Here is an 11,636-nt window from a genome sequence, read left to right as displayed (position 1 = left end):
CTCGACCTGATCGTGGGTGACGTAAAGCGCGGTGATCCCGAGCTTGCGCTGCAATTCGCGGATCTCGACGCGCATCTGCACGCGCAGCTTGGCATCGAGGTTCGAGAGCGGCTCGTCGAACAGGAACACCGCCGGTTCGCGCACGATGGCGCGGCCCATCGCGACGCGCTGGCGCTGCCCGCCCGAGAGCTCGCGCGGCTTGCGGTCAAGATAGGGGGTGAGCTGCAACAGCGCCCCGGCCTCGTCCACGCGGGCGGCGATCTCGTCCTTCGCCATGCCCGCGATCTTCAGCCCGTAGCCCATGTTCTGGCGCACCGACATATGCGGGTAGAGCGCGTAGTTCTGGAACACCATCGCGATGTCGCGGTCCATCGGTTCGCGCTCGTTCACGCGATTGCCGCCGATGCGGATCTCGCCTTCCGACACGCTCTCCAGCCCCGCGACCATGCGCAGAAGCGTCGATTTCCCGCAGCCCGACGGCCCGACGATGACGATGAATTCGCCGTCGCGAATGTCGATCGAGACCCCGTGCAGAACCTCGGTCTTGCCGAAACGTTTCTTGATGTTTTCGAGTTCAACGGTCGCCATTGTCTGCCCTTATTTCTCGCTGTCCACGAGGCCGCGAATGAAGAGTTTCTGCATCGAGATCACCACGATCACCGGCGGCACCATCGCGAGGATCGAGGTCGCCATGATGACCGGCCAGTCCGCGATATCATCACCGCTCGGGAACATCTGTTTCAGCCCCATGACGATGGTGTTCATCTCGGGATTGGTGGTGATCAGCAGCGGCCAGAGATACTGGTTCCAGCCATAGATGAAGAGGATCACGAAAAGCGCCGCGATATTGGTGCGGCTCATCGGCAGCAGGATATCGAGGAAGAAGCGCATCGGACGCGCGCCATCGACACGGGCGGCCTCGGCCAGCTCATCGGGCACGGTCAGGAAGAACTGCCGGAACAGGAACGTGGCCGTGGCCGAGGCAATCAGCGGCAGGATCAGGCCGGAATAGGAGTTCAGAAGACCGAAGCCCGCGACGACCTGATAGGTCGGCACGATGCGCACCTCGACCGGCAGCATCAGCGTCAGGAAGATCATCCAGAAGAAGAAGCGCCGCCCCGGAAAGCGGAAATAGACGATGGCGAAGGCCGACAGCAGCGAAATCGCGATCTTGCCCAGCGCAATCCCCAGCGCCATCACCATCGAGTTCATCAGCATCGTCGCGACCGGCACGTTGACGCCGGAAAAGAGCGCCCGCGTGTAGTTCTCGATCAGATGCGAGCCGGGCAGGACCGGCATCGGCGCCTGTGCGATCTCTTGCTGGGTATGGGTCGAGGCCACGAAAGCCAGCCAGATCGGGAAGAAGATCACCAGCACGCCCGCGATCATCAGAAGATGCGTCAGCCACAGTGCCGAGCCGCGCTTCTCGACCATGCCGGGGGGTGGCTCGATACGATTGTCAGCCATCAGTAATGCACCCGCTTTTCGACGAACTTGAATTGCAGCACCGTCAGGATGCCGACCACCACCAGCAGCACCACCGATTGCGCGGCGGAGCTTCCCAGATCCTGCCCGACGAAGCCGTCGGCATAGACCTTGTAGACGAGGATAGTGGTGGCCTGTTGCGGGCCGCCGGAGGTGATCGTGTGGATCACGCCGAAGGTCTCGAAGAAGGCGTAGACGATATTGACGACCAGCAGGAAGAAGGTCGTGGGCGACAGGAGCGGCAGCACGATGGTGAAGAAGCGCCGCCAGAAATGCGCGCCATCAATCGCCGCCGCCTCGATCACCGATTTCGGCACCGCTTGCAGGGCTGCGAAATAGAACAGGAAGTTGTAGCTGATGCGCCCCCAGGCCGAGGCCACGACGACAAGCCCCATCGCCTCATGCTCGTTCAGGACATGGTTCCAGTCATAACCGAGCTGGTTGAGGTAGAAGGCCACCACGCCGATGCGGGTGTTGAACATGAAGAGCCACAGCACACCCGCCACCGCAGGCGCGACCGCATAGGGCCAGATCAAGAGCGTGCGATACGTCCCCGCCCCTTTCACCAGCCGGTCGGCCAGCACGGCAAGGAACAGCGCCGGGATCATCGAAACGAGCGTCACCAGCGTCGAGAACACCGCCGTCGTCAGGAAAGAGGCCCGGTAATAGGGATCGGAGAAGAGATATTCGAAATTCCCCAGCCCCACATATTGCATCGAAAGGCCGAACGGGTCGGGGATGAACAGCGACTGCCAGACCGCCTCTCCCGCCGGGTAGAAGAAGAACACGGCCGAGATGATGAGCTGCGGGGCGATGAGCAGCATCGGCAAGAGCCAGCCCTTGAAGGTGACGCGTTTTTCCATTGGGGGTCCGGGATCGTCGAGAGGGGCAACCGCGGGCAGGTCTCACCCGCCCGCGGTCTGGATCGGTTTAGCGGTTCGCCTGCTCGAAGCGGCGCAGCAGCTGGTTGCCGCGCGTCACCGCGTTATCGAGCGCGTCCTGAGCGGTCTTGTCACCCGACCAGACGGCTTCCAGTTCCTCGTCGATGATGCCGCGGATCTGGTCGAAATTGCCCAGACGGATGCCCTTCGAATTCGCCGTCGGCGCATTCGCGGTCATCTGTTTCACGGCGACATCGGTGCCCGGGTTCGCCTCGTAGAAGCCCTGCTCGCGGGTCAGATCGGCCGCGGCCTTGGTGATCGGCAGGTAACCCGTGTCCTGGTGCCATTTCGCCTGCACTTCGGGCGAGGAGAGATAGCTCAGGAACTCAGCCACGCCCTTGTAATGGCTGTCATCCTTGCCCGACATCACCCAGAGCGACGCGCCGCCGATGATGGTGTTCTGCGGGGCGCCCGCGACGTCGCCCCAATAGGGCAGCGGATGCACTTCGAAGTTGAACTTGGCTTCGGACTTGATGCCCGCGTAACCAGCCGAGCTCTCGGTGAAGAGCGCGCAGGTGCCGGCGCGGAAATCGGCGCCACCCTCGTTGCGGCGGCCCTTGTAGATGAACTCGCCCTTCTTGGCCCAGTCACCCATGGTCTGGATGTGCTTGACCTGAACGGGGCCGTTGAATTCGAGCTGCGCATCGAGACCGGCAAAACCGTTCTCCTGGCTGGCGAACGGAACGTTGTGATAGGCCGAGAGGTTCTCGAGATGGATCCAGCTCTGCCAGGCGGTGGTCATCGGGCAATCGACGCCCGAGGCCTTGAGCTGATCGAGCACCTTGCCGACGTCTTCCCAGGTGGTCAGCGGCGCATCCTTGGCCACGCCCGCCGTGTCGAGCATGTCGCGGTTGACCCACAGCACCGGGGTCGAGGAGTTGAAGGGCAGCGACAGCATCTTGCCATCGGTGGTGGTGTAATACCCCTTCACCGCGCCGATGTAATCGTCGGCGTTGAACGGCACACCGGCATCGGCCATCACCTGATAGACCGGCTTGATCGCGCCCTTGGCGGCCATCATCGTCGCGGTGCCGACCTCGAACACCATCAAGATGTCGGGCTGCTCGCCCGCGCGGAACGCCGCGATCCCGGCATTGAGCGTTTCCGAATAGTTGCCCTTATGGGTCGCCACGACCTCGTAATCGCTCTGGCTGGCGTTGAAGTCCTTGACCTGTTGGTCAACCAGCTCGCCAAGGCGGCCAGTGAAGGCGTGCCAGAACTGGATTTCAGTTGCGGCCTGCGCGGTGAAAGGCGCGGCCAGAGTTGCGGACGCAAGCGCCGCACCCAATGCGAAATTCTTCATGTCTTCCTCCCAGTTTGTAGCGGGATTCACGGATTTTTCTCGATCTGGAGCCCTCTGCGGAGCGTCCACGCTACGGGGCTTAGTCTGCGCGTGTAACAGTCATAAAACAAGACCGTGAGAGATCGGGAGGTCGCGCGCCACACAACGTGAAAGCCCCGTGAACATTGGTGAATTTCGTTGAAAATTTCACGAGATCACGGGCATATCGGGGATCATCAGGCTCATGCGATCACGCGTTTGTGATCTTCGATTTTGAGCGAGAATGTGCGAATCGAACAAAACCGCCCGTTTGCGCACGGGCGGTTTTGCGGGAATCGGCAGCGATCTGGCGCCGCTCAGAGGTAGTTGAAATCGCGCACGTGATCGGGCATTTCGACGCCGTCGAGATTGCGCGGATCGGGGATCGGTTCGCCCACCACCATGCGCACCGGGATCTCGCCCGCCCAGATCGGCAGCGCATAATCCTCCTCGTCGTCCTTTGGCCCGCCGGTGCGGACTTTGGCCGCGCCTTCGGAAATCTCCATCCCCATCAGCGTTGTCGCTTTCAGATCCTGCGCGTGATCGGGGCGCAGCGTCTCGTAGCGTCCCGGGTAGAGGTGGTTCACGAAATTGCCGAGCTTGGCGAGCTTCTCTGCCGGGTCCTCCACCTTGAAAGCCCGGCCAAACAGCATCACCGAGCGGGTGTTGAGCGAATGGTGCATCCCCGAGCGCGCCAGCACGAACCCGTCTATGATCGAGACCGTCAGGCAGACCTCGGCTTCCTTCTGCGCCCGCAGCGCGCGGCTCGCCGAGGAACCATGCCAGTAGACATGATTACCCTCGCGCCATTGCAGGGTCGGGGTCACATAGGGCTTGCCGTCCATGACATAGCCGACATGGCACATCGGCTGCACATCAAGGATTGCATTGATCGTCTCGCGATCGAAATGGCCTCGCTCGTGCAGACGACGCAGGCGGCTTCTTTCAGTAACGGGGAGGGTCTCGGTCATGGTCTGGCTCCGCGGAGAATTCTTGTCGGCCTGCGGGTAGCGCGATATTGGATTATAAAACATGTCCAATATCGACAAAAAACTTCATGCCAATTTTAACGCAGCCCTATTCGCGCTCAGTCTGGAGCGCAGGGCTGGGCGGCCTCTGCACGCGCAATTGACGGACGCCCTGCGCGAGCTGTTGCGCGCAGCTCCCGAAGCTGCGGGCGCGCGCCTGCCCGCGAGCCGCGTTCTGGCCGAAGAGCTGTCGGTCTCGCGCATGACCGTGACCTCTGCCTATGACCAGCTTGTCGCGGAGGGCTATCTCGTCACCCGGCGAGGCGGGGGAACCTATGTCGCGCGCGAGCTGCCCCATCTCGCGCCGCCAGCCCCCACGCCACGCAAAGCGCCCGAACCGCCGCGCCCTTGGTTACCCTTCCAGCCCGGCCTGCCCGACCAGTCGCTATTCCCGCACCGGATCTGGGCGCGCCATCTCGAACGGGTATGGCGCCAGCCCGATCCAGCGCTTCTCGATCGGCCCGACAGTTTCGGCTGGCCCGCGCTGCGCGCGGCGATCGCGAGCCACCTCTCGGCCTGGCGCGGGCTCGATTGCACCCCCGAACAGGTGCTGATCACCGGCGGGGCAAGCGACGGGTTCGACCTGATCGGGCGCGCGCTGCTGCCTGCTGGCGCCCGCATGGCGATCGAGGACCCGGGCTGGGCGACGCTTGAACACACCCTGCGCGGAATCGGGATCGCTCCCGTGGCACTGCGCGTCGATAGCGAGGGGCTCGATCCCACGCGTCTGCCCGAGGATTGCGCGGCGGTGAATGTCACGCCCTCGCGCCATTATCCGACCGGGGTAGCGATGCCGCTCGCACGTCGGCTCGCCCTGCTCGATTGGGCGCACAGGGCTTCGGCGCTGATCATTGAGGACGATTACGACAGCGAGTTTCGCTATCAGGGCCAACCACTGCCCGCGCTGGCCGGGCTCGATGGATTGCAGCGCGTGATCTACATGGGAAGCTTCTCGAAACTCCTCAGCCCGGCCCTGCGGATCGGATATCTCGTCGTCCCCGAAGCGCTGATCGAAAAGCTGCGCGCGACTCTCTCGGTCACTGGCTCACGTGCCTCGCTGGTTCCCCAGCCCGCGCTGGCCGCGTTCATGGCCAGTGGCGAATTCGCGACCCATCTACGCAGGATGCGGCGGACCTATGCGCGCAGGCAGGCGCATCTTCTGGAGGCACTGACGCCCTTATCGGAGTGCCTCGATCTCGCGCCGGATCCTTCGGGGATGCATCTATGCATCGACCTGCGGCCCGCTCTTGGCGTGCGCATCACCGATGCCGAAATCTCGCGCAGAGCGGCCGCGGACGGGCTGACGCTGCGCGCGCTCTCGAGCCATTCAGTGCTGCCCGAGCCACCGCAGGGGCTCCTCTTCGGCTATGCCGGTTTCACCGAGTCGCAACTCAGTGCGGCCGCCGCGCGTCTTTGCGACCTGCTCGCCCCCCTTTGCGCGGGTCCCGCCTGATCCCGCGCCGCACACCCGAGCGCCTTGCGACAAAGGCGCGGGCGAATTTTGGCCTCGGGGATGAAATTTCCTCTTGCAGCCCTCCGCGCGATCCCCTAAATCCGCCTCCACCGAACCGGCGCGGGCGTAGCTCAGGGGTAGAGCATAACCTTGCCAAGGTTAGGGTCGGGCGTTCGAATCGCCTCGCCCGCTCCAGTTCGGTCAAATACCTCAGGATGCGGGCGTAGCTCAGGGGTAGAGCATAACCTTGCCAAGGTTAGGGTCGGGCGTTCGAATCGCCTCGCCCGCTCCAATACAAAGAAGCCTCCCTTCGGGGAGGCTTTTGTCTTTTCCGGGTGAGTGCCGCTGTCCGGAGATTAGAAGCCCCGCACGGGCGTCCAGCCCGGGCAGCGCCCGACCTCCCCCCGGGAGGGCGCTTTTGAAACGTCACCGCGCGCCCTGCCGTCAGAGGCGCGTGACGCGATAAAACGCAGACCACCATGCGTGGAGCGCGCCCACCCGAGGTCGGGCGCCGCCCTCAGCGCCTCATAACGCCCCCTCCGCCGCTGACATTCGACTTTTCCGCCGCATCGCCCAGCCTTTCGCACCACGCCGCTTGAGCGCGCCCCCGGCCCCGGCCTATAAGGCGGTGAGTTTCAAGGAGGCGCCCGATGCGCAAGGCCACGATCAGCCGCAAGACCGCCGAGACCGATATCACCGTCGAGATCAATCTCGACGGCACCGGTCAGTATGACAACCGCACGGGCGTGGGCTTCTTCGACCACATGCTCGACCAGCTCGCGCGGCATTCGCTGATCGACATGACAATCCGCGCGCAAGGCGATCTGCATATCGACGACCACCACACGGTCGAGGATACCGGCATTGCGCTGGGTCAGGCCCTTGTGAAGGCGCTGGGCGACAAGCGCGGCATCCGCCGTTACGGCCATTTCGCGCTGGCGATGGATGACACGCAGGTGCAATGCGCGCTGGACCTCTCGGCGCGCCCCTTCTTCGTGTGGAATTGCGACATGCCCACCCCGAAGATCGGCACCTTCGACACCGAGCTGGTGCGCGAGTTTTTCCAAGCGCTCGCCACCAATGGCGGGATCACGCTGCATATCGACCGCGTGCATGGCTTCAACAGCCACCACATCGCGGAAGCTGCGTTCAAATCGGTCGCGCGCGCGCTGCGCATGGCGGTCGAGACCGATCCGCGCATGGGCGACGTGCTGCCCTCGACCAAAGGGGCGCTGTGATGCTGACGGCACTGGTCGATTACGACTCGGGCAACCTGCACTCGGCCGAGAAGGCATTTCAGCGCATGGCACGCGAGACGGGGCACGGCACGATCGTCGTGACGTCCGAGCCGGACGTGGTGGCGCGCGCCGACCGGATCGTGCTGCCGGGCGACGGGGCTTATCCCTCCTGCAACGCCGCGCTACACCGGTTCGAGGGGCTCGCACAGGCGATCGAGGAAGCGGTGACCGTCAAGGGCCGCCCCTTCCTCGGGATCTGCATCGGCATGCAGATGCTGGCCACGCGCGGGCTGGAATTTCAAGAGACCGAAGGCTTCGGCTGGATCCCCGGCGAGGTGGTGAAGATCGAGCTCTCGGACCCTGCGATGAAGGTGCCGCATATGGGCTGGAACGATCTGGTGGTCGACAATCCGCATGCGGTGCTCGACGGCATCACGACGGGCGATCACGCCTATTTCGTGCATAGCTACCATTTCAAGGTGGCCGAGCCCCAACACCGTCTGGCCCATGTCGATTACGGCGGCGAGATCACCGCGATCGTGGGGCGTGACAATATCGTGGGCACCCAGTTCCACCCCGAGAAATCGCAGACCACTGGTCTGCGGCTGATCGCGAATTTCCTCGGCTGGAAACCCTGATGGCGCCGAAGGCGGTTCTGTCGTGGTCGTCGGGCAAGGATTGCGCGATGGCGCTTCATGCCTGCCGGAGCGAAGGCCACGCGGATGTGGTGGCACTGCTGTCGACGACCAACGAGGCTTTCGACCGAGTCGCGATGCATGGCACCCGCAATGAGCTGCTGCGCGCTCAGGCCGAAGCCGCGGGCCTGCCGCTGATCGAGGTGCCGCTGCCCTGGCCTTGCTCGAACGCGGATTACGAGGCGCGGATGGCCTCGGCGATGGAGCAGGTGAAGGCGCTTGGTGTCGAGACCATGGTCTTTGGCGACCTATTCCTCGAGGACGTGCGCGACTACCGGATCGAGAAGCTGAAACCGCTCGGCGTCGCGGCGCTCTTCCCGCTCTGGCAGCGCCCGACCCGCCAGCTGGCGCGCGAGATGATCGCGGCGGGGTTCGTCACGCATCTGGTGACGGTGGACCCGAGCAAGCTCGATCCGAGCTTCGCGGGACGGCGTTTCGATGAAAGCCTGCTCGCCGATCTGCCCGAAGGCGTCGATCCCTGCGGTGAGAATGGCGAGTTTCACACCGCGGTCAGCGCCGGGCCGATCTTCTCCGCCCCGATCCCGGTGCGGGTCGGCGAAACCGTCCTGCGCGACGGCTTCGCCTATGCCGATCTCATTCCCGAGTGATTACTTCACCCGCTGCCAGTCCTGCGACTTGCAGAACAGGCCCCCGGCCACACAGCCAGCCAGCGCCATCGCATTGCCGTTCAGGGTGATCTTGCCGAGATAGATCTTGTTGTTGGACGGGCGCCAGACCTGACCCTCGTATTTGCCGTCGCCCTTGGGCGCCATGTTGATCACGATCTGCTTGCCGAGATTGGGCGATTTGTATTCGCCATCGGCCTTGAAGGTCCGGCTGATATCGCCGCAGAAATTCGCGCCGCAAGGCTTGATCGTGACATAGGCATAAGAGCCGTCATCGGGCTGGGTCTTCCACACGCCCTCGATCGGGTCGGCCAGCGCCGCACCGGCGGCGAACGTCAAAGCCGCGGCGAGCAACATCGTCTTCATGGCAAATTTCCTCCCTTTTGCCTCATGGCGCGCATCAGGCCACGCGTCCCGATTCCGGGCAAGATTTACGTGACGTCCGCGTAAGGGTTGGAAAAGCGCCGAGGCCGTGGCAATAGGCTCGCGACAGCTCAGGAGTGCCCCGAATGATCCTCTACCCCGCAATCGACCTCAAGGATGGCCAATGCGTGCGTCTGCTGCATGGCGAGATGGACAAGGCCACGGTCTTCGGTGACGACCCGGCGGCGCAGGCGGCCAAGTTCGAGGCGGCGGGCTGCGAATGGGTGCATCTGGTCGACCTGAACGGCGCCTTCGCGGGCGAGCCGGTGAACGCGGCGGCGGTCGAGGCGATCCTTGCGCGCATCAAGGTCCCCGCGCAGCTCGGCGGCGGTATCCGCGACATGGCGACGATCGAGCGCTGGCTCGACAAGGGACTTTCGCGCGTGATCCTCGGCACCGTCGCGGTGGAGAACCCCGATCTGGTGCGCGAAGCGGCGAAGGCCTTTCCCGGCAAGGTTGCGGTGGGAATCGACGCGCGCAATGGCCGCGTCGCCACGAAAGGCTGGGCGGAAGAGACCGATGTGATGGTCACCGATCTGGCGAAGTCTTTCGAGGATGCGGGCGTGGCCGCGATCATCTACACCGACATCATGCGCGACGGCGCGATGACCGGGCCGAATATCGAGGCAACCGAGGCGCTGGCGCGCGCGGTGGAGATCCCGGTGATCGCCTCGGGGGGCGTGTCCTCGCTGCCCGACCTGATCGCGCTGCGTGATACCGGTGTGATCGCGGGCGCGATCTCGGGGCGCGCGATTTATGACGGGGCGCTCGATCTGACCGAAGCGCTTGCCGCCTTGCGCACCTGACATCGCGCCTGCGAAAATCCGCAGGCGATGACATGGATCATTGTGAGAAGAGACCAAACGCGGCACTGTTTCCGCGAACGCTCGCAATGTGTGGAGGGAGTACAATGCGTAAACTCATCTTGGTCGCGGCGATGATCTGTGCGGCAGGTGCCGCGTCGGCTCAGGAAATCCCGACGGCGAAATCCAAGACCGACACGAAGGGCTTCGTGGGTCTGAACTGGACCTTCGGTCCGCATGCCAGCGGCCTTGAAGGGGTCGTCGGCGCGATGAATTACCGGATCGACCCGGATGGCGACATGAAGGGCGCGAAACTGTCGCTTCATCTGGGCGTCGGCCCGGGCCCGGTTCAGGGCAAGATCAAGCTGACAGGCGTCGCGGGCCAGAATGACGGCATGGCCGAGCTGGGCTTGGGCTATGGCAGCCACGGCTTCTTCGGCACGGGCGGGCTCCTCGGTGAGCGCTGGAATGTCGGGGGAGACCTCTACTTCCAGAATGGCTGGGAAGGTTATGTCGGGCTGCACAGCCTGACCTTCGACAAGCCGAAAGCGCCGGAGACGACGCTTGAACGGTAAGGCTCGTTCAACCCTGATACCCTTGCCCAACGGCTGGGATCATCAAAGGGCGGCGTCAGTCGCCCTTTCCTTTTGCGCTCAGGCCCCCACCGCCTTGCGAACCATGTCCCAGTAGATATCCGCCACCATCGCTCGGCTCAGACGTCCGCCTTCGCGGAACCAGGTATTCACCCCGGTCAGCATCGCGATGATCGCCATCGTGGCGAGCTTCGTGTCGGGGATCAGGAACACCCCCTCCGCCTGACCCGCCTTGAGGATCTCTTCCAACTCGGTCTCATAGGTCTTCCGCAGCCCCTCAATTTTCGCGAAATTCTCCTCCGAGAGGTTGCGCAACTCCATGTAGCTCAGGAAGACCACCTCGGCACGTTCGAGGTTGAAGCGGATGTGAAAGCGCACGAAACGCTCCAGCCGCGCCAGAGCATCCGCCCCCTCGGGCGCCTCCGCGCGCCAGGCGGCGATCAGATCGTCCATGTGCGACTTCAGAAGATCGAAGAGCAGCGCCTCCTTGTCGGGCGTATAGAGATAAAGCGCGCCCGCCTGCACCCCCACCGCCGCCGCTATCTGGCGCATCGACACGGCCGCAAAACCGTGACGCGCGAAGAGCCTCTGCGCCTCGGCGCGGATCTTCGGGCCAGTGATCTCGGAATGCGAACCAGTCTTGCGTGCCATGGGCCGACGCTAACTGAACGCTCGTTCATTATCAAACCCCAAACGCGCGCATTCCGCTCTGGCAAAGCGGGTCGGCGCGCAATAGTTTGGGCGCGTCGATAAGGAGACCCGATGCGCGCGCTTGCCCTGATCGCCTCGCTGGCCATGCTCACCGCCTGCTCGAAGCATTCGAGCGAGGAGTATCCCGCGCTGTTGCCGCTTGATCAAATCCTCGACGATCAGCCATTGAGCCCGGATCCAGCCCCCGATCTCGAGGCCCGCGCCGCGGCGCTCAAGGCCCGCGCGGACATGCTGCGCGCCGATCAAAGCGCCACAACGGCGCAGTGACGCGTCACGCCGCGTTGCGCCAAGACCGCTTTCCCGCTAACAGGGCGAAAAT

The 11,636-nt window shown here is 63.8% G+C and carries 14 protein-coding genes and 2 tRNA genes; 9 read left to right on the top strand and 7 right to left on the bottom strand.

Features of this window, described 5'->3' with window-relative positions:
* The 5 genes from TP2_RS17805 to TP2_RS17785 all read right to left on the bottom strand — a co-directional run.
* Positions 1 to 588, bottom strand: a 588-nt coding sequence (locus TP2_RS17805) for an ATP-binding cassette domain-containing protein (protein ID WP_038080288.1), incomplete at its 3' end; no start/stop codon positions are given.
* A gap of 9 nt (positions 589 to 597) precedes the next feature.
* Complete coding sequence (gene ugpE, locus TP2_RS17800) at positions 598 to 1,434, bottom strand: sn-glycerol-3-phosphate ABC transporter permease UgpE (RefSeq protein ID WP_038080329.1); 837 nt, start codon at positions 1,432 to 1,434, stop codon at positions 598 to 600.
* A gap of 32 nt (positions 1,435 to 1,466) precedes the next feature.
* Positions 1,467 to 2,348, bottom strand: coding sequence for a sn-glycerol-3-phosphate ABC transporter permease UgpA (gene ugpA / locus TP2_RS17795; protein ID WP_038080284.1), 882 nt, complete (start codon positions 2,346 to 2,348; stop codon positions 1,467 to 1,469).
* Positions 2,349 to 2,415: 67 nt separating this feature from the next.
* Positions 2,416 to 3,729 carry a sn-glycerol-3-phosphate ABC transporter substrate-binding protein UgpB gene (gene ugpB, locus TP2_RS17790; RefSeq protein WP_038080281.1) on the bottom strand — a complete coding sequence of 438 codons (1,314 nt, stop codon included), beginning with the start codon at positions 3,727 to 3,729 and terminating at the stop codon, positions 2,416 to 2,418.
* A 335-nt stretch (positions 3,730 to 4,064) separates the two neighbouring features.
* Positions 4,065 to 4,718 (bottom strand): pyridoxamine 5'-phosphate oxidase family protein, encoded by a 654-nt coding sequence (locus TP2_RS17785; protein WP_038080279.1) that lies wholly within the window; start codon positions 4,716 to 4,718, stop codon positions 4,065 to 4,067.
* A gap of 61 nt (positions 4,719 to 4,779) precedes the next feature.
* Here TP2_RS17785 and pdxR point away from each other — a divergent pair, with 61 nt between their 5' ends.
* The 6 genes from pdxR (at position 4,780) to TP2_RS17755 (ending at position 8,769) form a co-directional block, all read left to right on the top strand.
* Positions 4,780 to 6,228 carry a MocR-like pyridoxine biosynthesis transcription factor PdxR gene (pdxR, locus tag TP2_RS17780; RefSeq protein ID WP_051692839.1) on the top strand — a complete coding sequence of 483 codons (1,449 nt, stop codon included), beginning with the start codon at positions 4,780 to 4,782 and terminating at the stop codon, positions 6,226 to 6,228.
* 120 nt (positions 6,229 to 6,348) lie between these two features.
* Positions 6,349 to 6,423, top strand: a tRNA-Gly gene (locus tag TP2_RS17775).
* 22 nt (positions 6,424 to 6,445) lie between these two features.
* Positions 6,446 to 6,520, top strand: a tRNA-Gly gene (locus TP2_RS17770).
* Between the two features lie 358 nt (positions 6,521 to 6,878).
* Positions 6,879 to 7,466, top strand: coding sequence for an imidazoleglycerol-phosphate dehydratase HisB (gene hisB / locus TP2_RS17765; protein WP_038080276.1), 588 nt, complete (start codon positions 6,879 to 6,881; stop codon positions 7,464 to 7,466).
* Positions 7,466 to 8,104, top strand: coding sequence for an imidazole glycerol phosphate synthase subunit HisH (hisH, locus tag TP2_RS17760; protein WP_038080273.1), 639 nt, complete (start codon positions 7,466 to 7,468; stop codon positions 8,102 to 8,104). Before hisB ends, hisH begins: the two co-directional genes overlap by 1 nt.
* On the top strand, positions 8,104 to 8,769 hold the full coding sequence (locus TP2_RS17755; protein ID WP_038080272.1) for a Dph6-related ATP pyrophosphatase: 666 nt from the start codon (positions 8,104 to 8,106) through the stop codon (positions 8,767 to 8,769). The genes hisH and TP2_RS17755 overlap by 1 nt, the downstream gene beginning before the upstream one ends.
* On the opposite strand, the gene TP2_RS17750 is transcribed toward TP2_RS17755, so the two are convergent.
* A complete protein-coding gene (locus TP2_RS17750; RefSeq protein WP_038080270.1) occupies positions 8,770 to 9,153 on the bottom strand; it encodes a DUF2147 domain-containing protein in 384 nt (127 codons plus the stop codon).
* A 143-nt stretch (positions 9,154 to 9,296) separates the two neighbouring features.
* Between TP2_RS17750 and hisA the strand changes: the two genes are divergently transcribed.
* Together hisA and TP2_RS17740 are read left to right on the top strand one after the other, a co-directional pair.
* Positions 9,297 to 10,016 carry a 1-(5-phosphoribosyl)-5-[(5-phosphoribosylamino)methylideneamino]imidazole-4-carboxamide isomerase gene (gene hisA, locus TP2_RS17745; protein ID WP_038080268.1) on the top strand — a complete coding sequence of 240 codons (720 nt, stop codon included), beginning with the start codon at positions 9,297 to 9,299 and terminating at the stop codon, positions 10,014 to 10,016.
* A 104-nt stretch (positions 10,017 to 10,120) separates the two neighbouring features.
* The gene (locus tag TP2_RS17740; RefSeq protein ID WP_038080267.1) at positions 10,121 to 10,588 is read left to right on the top strand and encodes a hypothetical protein; all 468 of its coding nucleotides are present in this window, start codon (positions 10,121 to 10,123) and stop codon (positions 10,586 to 10,588) included.
* A gap of 78 nt (positions 10,589 to 10,666) precedes the next feature.
* On the opposite strand, the gene TP2_RS17735 is transcribed toward TP2_RS17740, so the two are convergent.
* Complete coding sequence (locus TP2_RS17735) at positions 10,667 to 11,257, bottom strand: TetR-type transcription factor C-terminal domain-containing protein (RefSeq protein ID WP_038080266.1); 591 nt, start codon at positions 11,255 to 11,257, stop codon at positions 10,667 to 10,669.
* A 111-nt stretch (positions 11,258 to 11,368) separates the two neighbouring features.
* On the opposite strand from TP2_RS17735, the gene TP2_RS17730 reads away from it, so the two are divergent.
* Positions 11,369 to 11,584, top strand: a complete 216-nt coding sequence (locus tag TP2_RS17730; RefSeq protein WP_038080265.1) for a hypothetical protein — start codon at positions 11,369 to 11,371, stop codon at positions 11,582 to 11,584.
* Positions 11,585 to 11,636: the final 52 nt, after the last annotated feature.

It is taken from the genome of Thioclava pacifica DSM 10166, from assembly GCF_000714535.1.
Lineage (GTDB): Bacteria > Pseudomonadota > Alphaproteobacteria > Rhodobacterales > Rhodobacteraceae > Thioclava > Thioclava pacifica.
The sequence above is the reverse complement of the archived record's forward strand: the minus strand, read 5'-3'. Positions and strand labels throughout refer to the sequence as shown.

Bases quoted from the DNA above. Each gene is read 5' to 3' on its own strand.
- TP2_RS17740 (WP_038080267.1), top strand. From the start codon at position 10,121: ATGCGTAAACTCATCTTGGTCGCGGCGATGATCTGTGCGGCAGGTGCC.
- ugpE (WP_038080329.1), bottom strand. From the start codon at position 1,434: ATGGTCGAGAAGCGCGGCTCGGCACTGTGGCTGACGCATCTTCTGATG.
- ugpB (WP_038080281.1), bottom strand. From the start codon at position 3,729: ATGAAGAATTTCGCATTGGGTGCGGCGCTTGCGTCCGCAACTCTGGCC.
- TP2_RS17755 (WP_038080272.1), top strand. From the start codon at position 8,104: ATGGCGCCGAAGGCGGTTCTGTCGTGGTCGTCGGGCAAGGATTGCGCG.
- pdxR (WP_051692839.1), top strand. From the start codon at position 4,780: ATGTCCAATATCGACAAAAAACTTCATGCCAATTTTAACGCAGCCCTA.
- TP2_RS17750 (WP_038080270.1), bottom strand. From the start codon at position 9,153: ATGAAGACGATGTTGCTCGCCGCGGCTTTGACGTTCGCCGCCGGTGCG.
- hisB (WP_038080276.1), top strand. From the start codon at position 6,879: ATGCGCAAGGCCACGATCAGCCGCAAGACCGCCGAGACCGATATCACC.
- hisA (WP_038080268.1), top strand. From the start codon at position 9,297: ATGATCCTCTACCCCGCAATCGACCTCAAGGATGGCCAATGCGTGCGT.
- TP2_RS17730 (WP_038080265.1), top strand. From the start codon at position 11,369: ATGCGCGCGCTTGCCCTGATCGCCTCGCTGGCCATGCTCACCGCCTGC.
- hisH (WP_038080273.1), top strand. From the start codon at position 7,466: ATGCTGACGGCACTGGTCGATTACGACTCGGGCAACCTGCACTCGGCC.
- ugpA (WP_038080284.1), bottom strand. From the start codon at position 2,348: ATGGAAAAACGCGTCACCTTCAAGGGCTGGCTCTTGCCGATGCTGCTC.
- TP2_RS17785 (WP_038080279.1), bottom strand. From the start codon at position 4,718: ATGACCGAGACCCTCCCCGTTACTGAAAGAAGCCGCCTGCGTCGTCTG.
- TP2_RS17735 (WP_038080266.1), bottom strand. From the start codon at position 11,257: ATGGCACGCAAGACTGGTTCGCATTCCGAGATCACTGGCCCGAAGATC.